This window comes from Allobosea psychrotolerans (genome assembly GCF_002917105.1).
Taxonomy (GTDB): domain Bacteria; phylum Pseudomonadota; class Alphaproteobacteria; order Rhizobiales; family Beijerinckiaceae; genus Allobosea; species Allobosea psychrotolerans.
On sequence record NZ_PQFZ01000002.1, the window covers coordinates 347,430 to 359,520 of the forward strand.

Annotated in this window: 12 protein-coding genes; all 12 read right to left on the reverse strand. The window is 64.2% G+C overall.

Annotated features, from left to right (window positions below; translation table 11 throughout):
• Window positions 1–3: 3 nt before the first annotated feature.
• Window positions 4–2,013: an NADH-quinone oxidoreductase subunit L gene (nuoL, locus tag CYD53_RS04635; RefSeq protein ID WP_103716944.1), complete on the reverse strand. Its 2,010-nt coding sequence runs from the start codon at window positions 2,011–2,013 to the stop codon at window positions 4–6.
• Window positions 2,014–2,039: 26 nt separating this feature from the next.
• Window positions 2,040–2,348: an NADH-quinone oxidoreductase subunit NuoK gene (gene nuoK, locus CYD53_RS04640; RefSeq protein WP_069691720.1), complete on the reverse strand. Its 309-nt coding sequence runs from the start codon at window positions 2,346–2,348 to the stop codon at window positions 2,040–2,042.
• Complete coding sequence (locus tag CYD53_RS04645) at window positions 2,345–2,965, reverse strand: NADH-quinone oxidoreductase subunit J (RefSeq protein ID WP_103716945.1); 621 nt, start codon at window positions 2,963–2,965, stop codon at window positions 2,345–2,347. Before CYD53_RS04645 ends, nuoK begins: the two co-directional genes overlap by 4 nt.
• Window positions 2,966–3,094: 129 nt before the next feature.
• Entirely contained in the window at window positions 3,095–3,583 is a 489-nt protein-coding gene (gene nuoI / locus CYD53_RS04650) for an NADH-quinone oxidoreductase subunit NuoI (protein ID WP_103716946.1), read from the reverse strand.
• 37 nt (window positions 3,584–3,620) lie between these two features.
• Complete coding sequence (nuoH, locus tag CYD53_RS04655; RefSeq protein ID WP_103716947.1) at window positions 3,621–4,640, reverse strand: NADH-quinone oxidoreductase subunit NuoH; 1,020 nt, start codon at window positions 4,638–4,640, stop codon at window positions 3,621–3,623.
• Window positions 4,641–4,646: 6 nt separating this feature from the next.
• A complete protein-coding gene (nuoG, locus tag CYD53_RS04660; protein WP_103716948.1) occupies window positions 4,647–6,710 on the reverse strand; it encodes an NADH-quinone oxidoreductase subunit NuoG in 2,064 nt (687 codons plus the stop codon).
• Between the two features lie 4 nt (window positions 6,711–6,714).
• Window positions 6,715–8,019, reverse strand: a complete 1,305-nt coding sequence (nuoF, locus tag CYD53_RS04665; RefSeq protein ID WP_103716949.1) for an NADH-quinone oxidoreductase subunit NuoF — start codon at window positions 8,017–8,019, stop codon at window positions 6,715–6,717.
• 10 nt (window positions 8,020–8,029) lie between these two features.
• Window positions 8,030–9,232, reverse strand: a complete 1,203-nt coding sequence (gene nuoE / locus CYD53_RS04670) for an NADH-quinone oxidoreductase subunit NuoE (protein WP_103716950.1) — start codon at window positions 9,230–9,232, stop codon at window positions 8,030–8,032.
• Window positions 9,232–10,422, reverse strand: a complete 1,191-nt coding sequence (locus CYD53_RS04675) for an NADH-quinone oxidoreductase subunit D (RefSeq protein ID WP_103716951.1) — start codon at window positions 10,420–10,422, stop codon at window positions 9,232–9,234. Before CYD53_RS04675 ends, nuoE begins: the two co-directional genes overlap by 1 nt.
• A 12-nt stretch (window positions 10,423–10,434) precedes the next feature.
• Entirely contained in the window at window positions 10,435–11,037 is a 603-nt protein-coding gene (locus tag CYD53_RS04680; protein WP_103716952.1) for an NADH-quinone oxidoreductase subunit C, read from the reverse strand.
• 9 nt (window positions 11,038–11,046) lie between these two features.
• Complete coding sequence (locus tag CYD53_RS04685) at window positions 11,047–11,631, reverse strand: NuoB/complex I 20 kDa subunit family protein (protein WP_069691732.1); 585 nt, start codon at window positions 11,629–11,631, stop codon at window positions 11,047–11,049.
• Window positions 11,632–11,695: 64 nt separating this feature from the next.
• Window positions 11,696–12,076 (reverse strand): NADH-quinone oxidoreductase subunit A, encoded by a 381-nt coding sequence (locus CYD53_RS04690; RefSeq protein WP_069693835.1) that lies wholly within the window; start codon window positions 12,074–12,076, stop codon window positions 11,696–11,698.
• Window positions 12,077–12,091 lie beyond the last annotated feature (15 nt).

Genomic DNA, 12,091 nt, shown 5'->3' on the forward strand with positions numbered 1-12,091 from the left:
ATCTCACCCGCGCGCCACGAGATACCAGGTCACAAAGCCCGCGACGCCGATCAGCATGGCGAAGGCATAGTGATAGACATAGCCGGTCTGGAGGCGAACCACCCGGTTGGTGACGTCGACGACGCGGGCGGAAACTCCGTCCGGCCCCATGCCGTCGATGACGAAACCGTCGCCCTTCTTCCAGAGGAACTTGCCGAGCCACATCGCCGGCTTCACGAACAGGAAGTCGTAGAGCTCGTCGAAATACCACTTGTTCAGCAGGAACTTGTAGAGCGCCGGATTGGCCGCCACGAGCTTGCCGGGCACATCGGGCCGCAGCACGTAGCAATAGAAGGCGAACAGGAAGCCCAGCACCATGGCGACGAAGGGCGAGGCCACGACCCAGCCCGGCACTTCATGCATCGCGTGCAGGATGTGGTTGTCCTTGCCCATGAACAAGGCCGACTTCCAGAAATGCTCGAAGTCGTGGCCGATGAAGGCGTCCTTGAAGACGAAGCCGGCGGCGAGCGCACCGAGCGAGAGCACGGCGAGCGGGATCAGCATCACCCACGGGCTCTCATGCGGCGTGTGGTCGTGACCATGGCCGTGATGATCGTCATGCGCGTGGTCGTCATGGCCGTGAGCATCATGGCCGTGCGCGGCATGGGCATCCGCGCCCCAGCGCGGCTTGCCCTCGAAGGTCATGAAATAGAGCCGCCAGGAATAGAACGAGGTCATGCAGGCGGCTGCGACCAGCAGCACGAAGGCATAGGAACTGGCGAAACCGCCATGCGCCACCGAGGCATAGGCGCTCTCGATGATGGCATCCTTGGAGAAGTAGCCGGCGAAGCCCGGGAAGCCGGTCAGCGCCAGCGTGCCGATGGTCATGGCCGCAGCCGTCAGCGGGATGTGCTTCCTGAGGCCGCCCATGTTCCGCATGTCCTGCTCGTGATGCATCGCATGGATGACCGAGCCTGCGCCGAGGAAGAGCAGCGCCTTGAAGAAGGCGTGGGTGAACAGGTGGAAGATACCGGCGCCATAATTGCCAACGCCGAGCGCCACGAACATGTAGCCGAGCTGCGAGCAGGTCGAATAAGCGATGACGCGCTTGATGTCGTTCTGCACCAGGCCGACCGTGGCGGCGAAGAAGGCGGTCGTCGCGCCGATGACGACGACGACGGTCAGCGCGACCGGTGCGTATTCGAAGATCGGCGAGAGCCGCGCCACCATGAAGACGCCGGCGGTGACCATGGTCGCGGCATGGATCAGGGCCGAGACCGGGGTCGGCCCCTCCATCGCGTCCGGCAGCCAGGTGTGCAGCAGGAACTGCGCCGACTTGCCCATGGCGCCCATGAACAGCAGCAGGCTCGCCAGCGTCAGCGCATGCCAGTCGCGACCGAGGAAGTGAAAGCTCTGATTGGTCAGATCGGCGACGCGCGGGAAAATCGCATCGAACCCGACCGAGCCAAACAGCACGAAGACCAGGAAGATGCCGAGCGCGAAGCCGAAATCGCCGACGCGGTTGACGATGAAGGCCTTCATCGCTGCCGCATTGGCCGAGGGCTTCTGGTACCAGAAGCCGATCAGCAGATAGGAGGCGAGACCCACGCCTTCCCAGCCGAAGAACATCTGGACGAGGTTGTCCGCGGTGACCAGCATCAGCATGGCGAAGGTGAACAGCGACAGATACGCGAAGAAGCGCGGCCGATGCGCATCCTCATGCATGTAGCCGATCGAGTAGAGGTGCACGAGGCAAGAGACGGTGTTGACGACGACCAGCATCACCGCGGTCAGCGTGTCCACGCGGAACGCCCAGTCGACGCGCAGATCGCCCGACGCCATCCAGGTCGCGATCTGGACGCGGGTCGTGCCATGGCCGAAGCCGACCTGGAAGAAGGCGATCCAGGACAGGACCGCCGAGACGACCAGCAAGGAGGTGGTGACGATCTCCGAGCCGCGCGCGCCGATCAGCCGGCCGAAGAGGCCAGCGATCAGGAAGCCGATCAGAGGGAGGAAGACGATCGCGTGATACATGGGCTGGATCCGGGCGCTGTCTGCGCTCAGCCTTTCATCATGTTGATGTCTTCCACCGCGATCGTGCCGCGGTTGCGGAAGTAGACGACGAGGATGGCGAGCCCGATGGCGGCTTCAGCCGCCGCGACCGTCAGCACCAGAAGCGCGAAGACCTGGCCGACGATGTCGTTCAGGAAGCTCGAGAAGGCGACGAGGTTGATGTTGACCGCGAGCAGGATGAGCTCGATCGACATCAGGATGACGATGACGTTCTTGCGGTTGATGAAGATGCCGAGCACGCCGAGGGTGAACAGGATCGCACTGACGGCGAGATAATGGCCCAGTCCGATCATCAGACCGTCTCCTCGATCCCGGCGCGGGAAGGAACCTGCTTCACTTCCATCGCAGTCGCCTTGGTGCGGGCGTTCTGCTGGATGATGTCCTGGCGCTTGATGCCGATGCGCTCGCGCAGGGTCAGCACGATGGCGCCGATCATGGCGACGAGCAGGACGAGCCCGGCCGCCTGGAAGTAGTAGATGTACTGCGTGTAGAGCACCTGGCCGAGCGCGGCGGTGTTGGTCAGGTTGGCCGGGATCGGGGCCACCGGCGTGCTCACGATCCGCGGATCGATGACCCAGGCTCCGACCACCAGCAGCAATTCGACCGCGAAGATCAGGCCGATCAGCGCCCCGATCGGCAGATAATTCAGGAAGCCCTGGCGGAACTCGGCGAAATCGACGTCGAGCATCATCACCACGAAGAGGAACAGCACCGCGACCGCGCCGACATAGACCACGATCAGCAGCATCGCCAGGAACTCGGCACCAAGCAGCATGAACAGCCCCGCCGCATTGACGAAGGCGAGGATCAGGAACAGCACCGAGTGAACGGGATTGCGCGAGGTCACCACCATGAACGCCGAAGCGACGGTGACGCCTGCGAAGAGATAGAAGAAAGCCGCTGAGGCGTTCATCCTGGCCAGCCTTTCCGCCCTTGCGGGCGGTCCTCGTTGCAAAGCGACCGACTCTCTGGCCGGGCGCAGTTTGGAGCGTCTATAGTCAGGCCCATCGCGAGCGACAACCGCGCGACGGGCCCTGTCCCCTTACCGGTAAGGAGCATCCATCGCGATGTTGCGCGCAATCTCGCGCTCCCAGCGCGCACCGTTCGCGAGCAGCCGGTCCTTGTCGTAGAACAGCTCCTCGCGGGTCTCGGTCGCGAACTCGAAATTCGGCCCCTCGACGATGGCGTCTACCGGGCATGCCTCCTGGCAGAAGCCGCAATAGATGCACTTCGTCATGTCGATGTCGTAGCGCGTCGTGCGGCGCGTGCCGTCATTGCGGCGCGGGCCGGCCTCGATGGTGATGGCCTGGGCCGGGCAGATCGCCTCGCAGAGCTTGCAGGCGATGCAGCGTTCCTCGCCATTGGGATAGCGACGCAAAGCGTGCTCGCCCCGGAACCGCGGCGAGAGCATGCCCTTTTCGAAGGGGTAGTTCAGCGTCGCCTTCGGCTTGAAGAAATAGCGCATCGACAGGACGAACGCCCCGACGAACTCCTTGAGGAGCAGACCCTTGGCGGCTTGAGCGAGTGTCATCGCGCAAAATCCTTATGCGTCGTCAGGGTGGTCGTCATCAATGCACCGGCCCCCAACCCGTGACCTGCAGCACGAAGGCCACGACCACGACCGAGACCAGCGAGAGCGGCAGGAAGACCTTCCAGCCCAGGCGCATCAGCTGGTCGTAGCGGTAGCGCGGCACGAAGGCCTTCACCATCGCGAACATGAAGAAGACGAGGCAGACCTTGAGTGCGAACCAGAACACGCCCGGCAGCCAGGTGAAGGGCGCGATCGGGAACGGCGGCAGCCAGCCCCCCAGGAACAGGATCGTCGTCAGCGAGCACATGGTCATGATCGCCACGTATTCGCCGAGCATGAACAGCAGATAGGGCGTCGAGGAATACTCGACCATGAAGCCGGCGACGAGCTCCGATTCCGCTTCCGGCAGGTCGAAGGGCGGGCGGTTCGTCTCGGCCAGGGCCGAGATGAAGAAGACGATGAACATCGGGAAGAGCGGCAGCCAGTACCAGCGCAGCATGCCCCAGCTGGTGTTCTGTGCCTCGACGATCGCCGTCAGATTGAGCGAGCCGACGCAGAGCAGCACCGTGATGATGACGAAGCCGATCGAGACCTCGTAGGAGACCATCTGCGCCGCCGAGCGCAGCGCTCCCATGAACGGGTATTTCGAGTTCGAGGCCCAGCCGGCCATGATCACGCCGTAGACCCCCAGCGACGAGATCGCCAGGATGTAGAGCACGCCGACATTGATGTCCGCGATCGCCCAGCCTTCCGCCACCGGAATGACCGCCCAGGCGCCCAGCGACAGGAAGCAGGAGATCAAGGGCGCCAGCAGGAACACGCCCTTGTTGGAGCCCGACGGGATGATCGGCTCCTTGAAGGCGAATTTCAGCAGATCGGCGAAGCTCTGGAACAGGCCGAAGGGCCCGACCACGTTGGGGCCGCGGCGCAACTGCACCGCCGCCCAGATCTTGCGGTCGGCGAGCAGGATATAGGCGATGAAGACGAGCAGGCAGACCAGCAGCAGCAGGCTCTTGCCGAGCATGATCGCGAGGTCGAGGACGAGATCCCAGTTCATGGCCGCTTACTCCGCCGCCTGCCGCAGCCGGCCCGAGGCCAGCGCCGAACATTCGGCCATCACGGCGGATGCGCGCGCGATCGGGTTGGTCTGGTAGAAATCACTGACGGGCGAGACGAAGCCGGCCTTCTCGGCCTTGCCGCCGAGACCTGCGAGCTTGCCAAGCCCGCTCGCGTCGGAGGCAGGCAGGCTGTCGAGGGCGGCAAAGTGCGGATAGGCCTCGTAGAGCGCCTTGCGCAGTCCCGCGAGCGAGTCGAAGGGCAAGGTCTTGCCGAGCGCGGCGGAAAGCGCGCGCAGGACCGCCCAATCCTCGCGGGCATCGCCCGGCGGGAAGGTGGCGCGATCGGTCATCTGCACCCGGCCCTCGGTATTGGCGTAGGTGCCCGACTTCTCGGTATAGGCGGCGCCCGGCAGGATGACGTCGGCGCGATGAGCGCCCTTGTCGCCATGCGTGCCCTGATAGACCACGAAAGCGCCCGCCGGCACCTCGATCTCGTCGGCGCCCAGCAGGAAGAGCACATCGAGCGCACCCGGGCTCAGCATGCCGGCGACATCGAGACCGCCCTCGCCCGGCACGAAGCCGAGATCGAGCGAACCGACGCGGGCAGCTGCGGTATGCAGCACGCCAAAGCCGCTCCAGCCTTCGCCTGCACCACCCAGCACCTGCGCCGCCTTGGCGGCCATGGAGAGGATCGCGGCGCCGTCGGCTCGGGTGAGAGCGCCCTGCCCGACCAGCACCATGGGCTTGGCCTTGCCCGCAGTCGCCGTCTTGATCAGCTCGGCCAGCGTATCGCTGCCGGCGCCGAGATAGTCGTAATCATAGGTCAGATCGACCTTCTCGCCGATCAGGCCGACCTTGAAATCGCCGCGCAGCCAGCGCTTGCGGATGCGTGCATTCAGGATCGGCGCTTCCTTGCGCGGGTTGGCGCCGATGATCAGCAGCGAATCCGCTTCGTCGATACCGGCGATACCGGCGTTCAGGATGTAGGAAGCGCGGCCGAATTTGGGATCGAGCTTCGTGCCATCCTGGCGGCCGTCGAGATTGGCTGATCCAAGCGAAGCCATCAGGCTTTTCAGCGCGAACATCTCCTCGACAGCGGCGAGGTCACCGGCGATCGCGCCGATCTTTTCAGGGCTCGCAGCCTTCACCTTCGCGGCGATCAGCGCGAAGGCCTCGTTCCAGCTCGCGGGCTTCAGCGCGCCGTTCTGGCGGATATAGGGCCGGTCGAGCCGCTGCGTGCGCAGGCCGTCGACGATGTGGCGGGTCTTGTCGGAGATCCACTCCTCGTTCACCGCCTCGTTGATGCGCGGCAGGATGCGCATCACCTCACGGCCACGGGAATCGACGCGGATCGCCGAGCCGACCGCGTCCATCACGTCGATGGACTCGGTCTTGGTCAGCTCCCACGGCCGGGCCTTGTTCTGATAGGGCTTCGAGGTCAACGCCCCGACCGGGCAGAGATCGACGATATTGCCCTGCAGTTCGGAGGTCATCGCCTGTTCGAGATAGGTCGTGATCTCCATGTCCTCGCCGCGACCGATGGCGCCGAGATCGGTGCCGCCGGCAACTTCCGTGGTGAAGCGGACGCAGCGCGTGCACTGGATGCAGCGCGTCATCGAGGTCTTCACCAACGGGCCGATATATTTGTCCTCGACCGCGCGCTTGTTCTCGGCATAGCGGGAATTGTCCACGCCATAGGCCATGGCCTGGTCCTGCAGGTCGCATTCACCGCCCTGGTCGCAGATCGGGCAATCCAGCGGGTGGTTGATCAGGAGGAACTCCATCACCCCCTCGCGCGCCTTCTTGACCATGGGCGACTTGGTCGAGACGACCGGCGGTTCGCCATTGGGACCGGGGCGCAGATCGCGCACACCGATGGCGCAGGAGGCCTGAGGCTTGGGCGGGCCGCCCTTCACCTCGACCAGGCACATGCGGCAATTGCCCGCGATGGAGAGGCGCTCATGGAAGCAGAAGCGCGGCACTTCGGCGCCGGCGGCCTCGCAAGCCTGGAGCACGGTGTAGTCGGCGGGAACGTCGACCTCGATGCCGTCGATGAGGAGTTTTGTCATTGTCTCACTCCGCCGCCATCAGTCGAACCGGCTCGGAATGCGGGTTCGCGGCATAATCGTCGATGCGCTTCTCGATCTCGTGACGGAAATGCGCGATCAGGCCCTGGATCGGCCAGGCGGCGGCATCGCCGAGCGCGCAGATGGTGTGGCCCTCGATCTGCTTGGTGACGTCGAGCAACATGTCGATCTCGCGCTTCTGCGCCCTGCCCTCGGCCATGCGGCTGATGACACGCCACATCCAGCCCGTGCCCTCGCGGCAAGGCGTGCACTGGCCGCAGCTCTCATGCTTGTAGAAATAGCTGATGCGGGCGATGGCGCGGACGATGTCGGTCGACTTGTCCATGACGATGACGGCCGCCGTGCCCAGGCCCGACTTCAGCTTCGAGAGCGAGTCGAAATCCATCGGCGTGTCGATGATCTGCTCGGCCGGAACCATGCGCACCGATGAGCCCCCGGGAATGACCGCGAGCAGGTTGTCCCAGCCGCCGCGCACGCCGCCGCAGTGGCGGTCGATCAGTTCGCGGAAGGGAATGCCCATCACCTCTTCGACATTGCAGGGCTTGTTCACGTGGCCGGAGACACAGAACAGCTTGGTGCCGACATTGTTGGGGTTGCCGAGCGAGGAGAACCAGGCCGCGCCACGGCGCAGGATGGTCGGTGCGACCGCGATCGACTCGACGTTGTTCACGGTGGTCGGGCAACCATATAGGCCGACATTGGCCGGGAATGGCGGCTTCAGCCGCGGCATGCCCTTCTTGCCTTCGAGGCTCTCCAGCAGCGCCGTCTCTTCGCCGCAGATATAGGCGCCGGCGCCGTGATGCACATAAAGATCAAAGGGATAGCCGTGCTTGTTGTTATTGCCGATGAGGTTGGCCTCATAGGCCTCGTCGACGGCGCGCTGCAGCGCCTCGCGCTCGCGGACATACTCGCCGCGGATGTAGATGTAAGCCGCGTTCGCGCCCATCGCGAAGGAGGCGATCAGGCAACCCTCGACCAGCGTATGCGGGTCGTTGCGCATGATCTCGCGATCCTTGCAGGTGCCGGGCTCCGACTCGTCGGCATTGACGACGAGATAGCTCGGCCGTCCGTCGCTGACCTTGGGCATGAACGACCATTTCAGGCCGGTCGGGAAGCCTGCGCCACCGCGTCCGCGCAGGCCGGACTTCTTCATCTCATCGATGATCCAGTCCTTGCCCTGTTCGAGCAGGAATTTGGTGCCGTCCCAGGCGCCGCGCGCCATCGCGCCCTTCAGCGAAAGGTCGTGCCGGCCGTAGAGATTGGTGAAAATGCGGTCGCGATCAGCAAGCATCGTCTTCGCCTCACTTCACCGGCTTGTCGCCGAGGGCCGATTCCGGCCGCCAGCCTGTCGCGAGCTTCTTCGCCTGCGAAATCCAGTCGTCGCGCGTGGCGCGGCCCTTGAAGCCGGTCAGTCGCGCATCGACCCAGGCGAGTTCCTCGGCCTTCCAGCTCGCGATCTGGTCGAAATGCCAGACGCCCATCGCGTTGAGCATCTTCACAAGCTTGGGGCCAACACCCCAGATCAGTTCGAGATCATCGCCTTTGCCCCCGCGCGCAGCGGTCAGCAATTCCGGCTGCGATTCCGCGACCGGTGCGGCCTCGGCCTTGGCCGGAGCGGCGGGCTTCGCCGCTTCCGCGACAGCTGCCTTCTCGACCTTGCCGCCGGCGGCAGGCGTGTCGTTGGCGGCGCTCGAGGGCTGGGACGGAGCGGAGGGCTTCGGCCGGCTCGCTGCCGCCGTCTCGCTGGCAGGCTTGCTCTCGACGGCGGCTGGCGTCGCCTCGGCGGCCTTTGCGGCCGCTTCGGCCGCAACCTTGGCCGCGGCGGCTTCAGCGGCGGCCTTGCGCTGTTCGGCAATGCGCTTCTGCCAGTCGCCGGCGCCGATCACGGTGCCGTCATAGAGCGCGGGATCCTTCAAGGTCTCGCCGCCGCCAAGCGGCTCCGAGCAGGAGCGATCATTCTGCGGGCCGGGCTTGGTCGGCCGGCCATGGCGCAGATCGTCGAGGAGCGCGCGGAAATTATCGGGCGTCAGGTCTTCGTAATAGTCGAAATTGATCTGCGCCATCGGAGCGTTGCAGCAGGCGCCCAGGCACTCGACCTCAAGCCAGGAAAGCTTGCCGTCGGCGCTCACCGTCGATTGCGGGCCGATCACGTCCTCGCAGACCTTCTTCAGCGCCTCGGCACCGCGCAAGGCGCAGGGCGTGGTGCCGCAGAGCTGGATGAAATGCTCACCCACCGGCTGCAGGTTGAACATGGTGTAGAAGGTCGCGATCTCCATGACGCGCATCGGCGCCATGTCGAGCTTCCTGGCCACCGCCTCGATCGCGGCGCGCGGCACCCAGCCCTGATGCTGCTCCTGCGCCTTCCACAACAGCGGGATCACGGCCGAGGCCTGCCGGCCTGCCGGGTATTTGGCGATCTGCTGGTCGGCCCAGTTCTCATTCGCCGCATCAAAGGCGAAGGAAGCGGGCTGGACGTGATCGGGGGCTAGACGACGGACGGACATTAGCGGTCCACCTCACCAAAGACGATATCGAGGGAGCCCAGGATCGCGCTGACATCCGCCAGCATGTGCTTGCGGCACATGAAATCCATGGCCTGGAGATGGGCGAAGCCCGGGGCCTTGATCTTGCAGCGATAGGGCTTGTTGGTGCCGTCGGAGACGAGATAGACGCCGAATTCGCCCTTGGGTGCCTCGACCGCCGCATAGACCTCGCCGGCGGGCACCTTGTAGCCCTCGGTGTAGAGCTTGAAATGGTGGATCAGCGCTTCCATCGAGCGCTTCATCTCGCCACGCTTGGGCGGCACCATCTTGCCGTCGAGCGAGGAGACCGGTCCGCCGCCATCAGCAGCCAGCAGCTTCTCGCAGCACTGCTTCATGATGCGGACGGACTGGCGCATCTCCTCCATGCGGATGCAGTAACGGTCGTAGCAATCGCCGTTCTTGCCGATAGGGATGTCGAAATCCATCTCCTCATAGCATTCATAGGGCTGCGACTTGCGCAGATCCCAGGCGGCGCCGGAACCGCGCACCATCACGCCCGAAAAACCCCATTTCCAGCATGTGTCGAGATCGACGACGCCGATATCGACATTGCGCTGCTTGAAGATGCGGTTGTCGGTGAGCAGGGTCTCGAGATCGTCGCAGACCTTGAGGAACGGATCGCACCATTCGGCGATGTCGTGGATCAGTGAGACCGGCAGGTCCTGATGGACACCGCCGGGCCGGACATAGGCCGCATGCATGCGCGCGCCGCAAGCCCGCTCATAGAAGATCATCAGCTTTTCGCGTTCCTCGAAACCCCAGAGCGGGGGCGTCAGCGCGCCGACGTCCATCGCCTGCGTGGTGACGTTGAGGATATGCGAGAGGATGCGGCCGATCTCGGAATAGAGCACGCGGATGAGCTGGCCCCGGCGCGGCACCGTGACGCCCATCAGCTTCTCGACCGCAAGCGAATAGGCGTGCTCCTGGTTCATCGGCGCGACATAGTCGAGCCGGTCGAAATAGGGCAAAGCCTGGAGATAGGTCTTGGCCTCGATCAGCTTCTCGGTGCCGCGATGCAGCAGGCCGATATGCGGGTCGACACGCTCGACGATTTCGCCGTCGAGCTCCAGGACGAGGCGCAGCACGCCGTGGGCCGCGGGGTGCTGCGGGCCGAAATTGATCGAGAAATTCCGGATGTTGTGTTCTGTCATGTCCGGATCCGATCAGGATGCTTTGGCTTTTTCGTCGCCGGGGAGGACGTAATCGGTCCCCTCCCAGGGACTTAAGAAGTCAAAGTTGCGGAACTCTTGATTGAGCTTCACCGGCTCGTAGACGACGCGCTTCTGCTCGTCATCGTAGCGGACCTCGACGAAGCCGGTCAGCGGGAAGTCCTTGCGCAGCGGATACCCCTCGAAGCCGTAATCGGTGAGGATGCGGCGCAGATCGGGATGGCCCGAGAACAGGATTCCGTAGAAGTCGTAAGCCTCGCGCTCATACCAGTTCGCCGCCGGGAAGATCTCGATCACGGAGGGGACGGGCGTCGCCTCGTCGGTCTGGACCTTGACCCGGATTCGGTGGTTGTGGCGCGGCGAGAGCAGATGGTAGACGACGTCGAACCGCTTCTCGCGCTCGATATAGTCGGCGCCGGCGATGTCGGTGAAGTTCACGAAGCGGAAGCGCGGGTCGTCGCGCAAGACCCTGAGAACCTGCACGATCGACGCGGCTTCAGCGTGAACAGTCAATTCGTCGAAGGCGACGACGGCCTCCGTCACCGCGCCGGGCAGCGCGGCCTTGATGTCTTCCCCAAGCGCAAGGAGATCGCTCATGACAGGCCCTCAGCGCTCGATCGTGCCGGTGCGGCGGATTTTCTTCTGCAGCAGCAGCACGCCATAGAGCAGCGCTTCCGCCGTCGGCGGGCAGCCGGGCACATAGATGTCGATCGGCACGATGCGATCGCAGCCGCGCACCACTGAATAGCTGTAGTGATAATAGCCGCCGCCATTGGCGCAGGAGCCCATCGAGATGACGTAGCGCGGCTCCGGCATCTGGTCGTAGACCTTGCGCAGCGCCGGGGCCATCTTGTTGGTCAGCGTACCGGCGACGATCATCACGTCGGACTGGCGCGGGGAGGCGCGTGGGGCAAAGCCGAAACGCTCGACATCATAGCGTGGCATCGAGAGCTGCATCATCTCGACGGCGCAGCAGGCGAGCCCGAAGGTCATCCACATCAGCGAGCCGGTGCGCGACCAGTTGATCAGGTCATCCGTCGCCGTGACCAGAAACCCCTTATCGGCGAGCTCGCTGTTGATCTCGGTGAAGAAGGGATCGCGCGCGCCGACAGGCAAGCCGTCGGGGCCGAGCAGGCCTTTGGGCGCCGGCGCGACCAGCGGGTCGCCGCGATCGATCGCTGTTGTTGCCATGATCTGAACCCTTGTAACCCGTAACCGTCAGATAAGTCGCGAAATCAGTGCTGCGGTCGGACGACTAGTCCCACTCCAGCGCCCCTTTTCGCCACTCATAGACGAAGCCGACGGTCAGCACGCCCAGGAAGATCATCATCGAGACGAAGCCATACCAGCCAAGCCCGCCAAATGCGACGGCCCAGGGGAACAGAAAGGCGACCTCGAGATCGAAGATGATGAACAGGATCGCGACCAGATAGAAGCGGACATCGAATTTCATGCGCGCATCGTCGAAGGCGTTGAAGCCGCACTCATAGGCCGAGAGCTTTTCGGCATCGGGTTTCGAATAGGCGATGGCGAAGGGAGCCACCAGCAAGGCGATGCCGATGATGGCCGCGACGCCCAGGAAAATGACGAGCGGCAGATAGTCGTTCAGCAGGGACGGTACTGGGAGTGTTTGCATGGACAAGTCCCCGCT

Bases quoted from the DNA above. Each gene is read 5' to 3' on its own strand.
- nuoE (WP_103716950.1), bottom strand. From the start codon at position 9,232: ATGTCCGTCCGTCGTCTAGCCCCCGATCACGTCCAGCCCGCTTCCTTC.
- CYD53_RS04690 (WP_069693835.1), bottom strand. From the start codon at position 12,076: ATGCAAACACTCCCAGTACCGTCCCTGCTGAACGACTATCTGCCGCTC.
- nuoL (WP_103716944.1), bottom strand. From the start codon at position 2,013: ATGTATCACGCGATCGTCTTCCTCCCTCTGATCGGCTTCCTGATCGCT.
- nuoG (WP_103716948.1), bottom strand. From the start codon at position 6,710: ATGACAAAACTCCTCATCGACGGCATCGAGGTCGACGTTCCCGCCGAC.
- nuoH (WP_103716947.1), bottom strand. From the start codon at position 4,640: ATGAACTGGGATCTCGTCCTCGACCTCGCGATCATGCTCGGCAAGAGC.
- CYD53_RS04685 (WP_069691732.1), bottom strand. From the start codon at position 11,631: ATGGCAACAACAGCGATCGATCGCGGCGACCCGCTGGTCGCGCCGGCG.
- nuoI (WP_103716946.1), bottom strand. From the start codon at position 3,583: ATGACACTCGCTCAAGCCGCCAAGGGTCTGCTCCTCAAGGAGTTCGTC.
- CYD53_RS04645 (WP_103716945.1), bottom strand. From the start codon at position 2,965: ATGAACGCCTCAGCGGCTTTCTTCTATCTCTTCGCAGGCGTCACCGTC.
- CYD53_RS04680 (WP_103716952.1), bottom strand. From the start codon at position 11,037: ATGAGCGATCTCCTTGCGCTTGGGGAAGACATCAAGGCCGCGCTGCCC.
- nuoF (WP_103716949.1), bottom strand. From the start codon at position 8,019: ATGCTTGCTGATCGCGACCGCATTTTCACCAATCTCTACGGCCGGCAC.
- CYD53_RS04675 (WP_103716951.1), bottom strand. From the start codon at position 10,422: ATGACAGAACACAACATCCGGAATTTCTCGATCAATTTCGGCCCGCAG.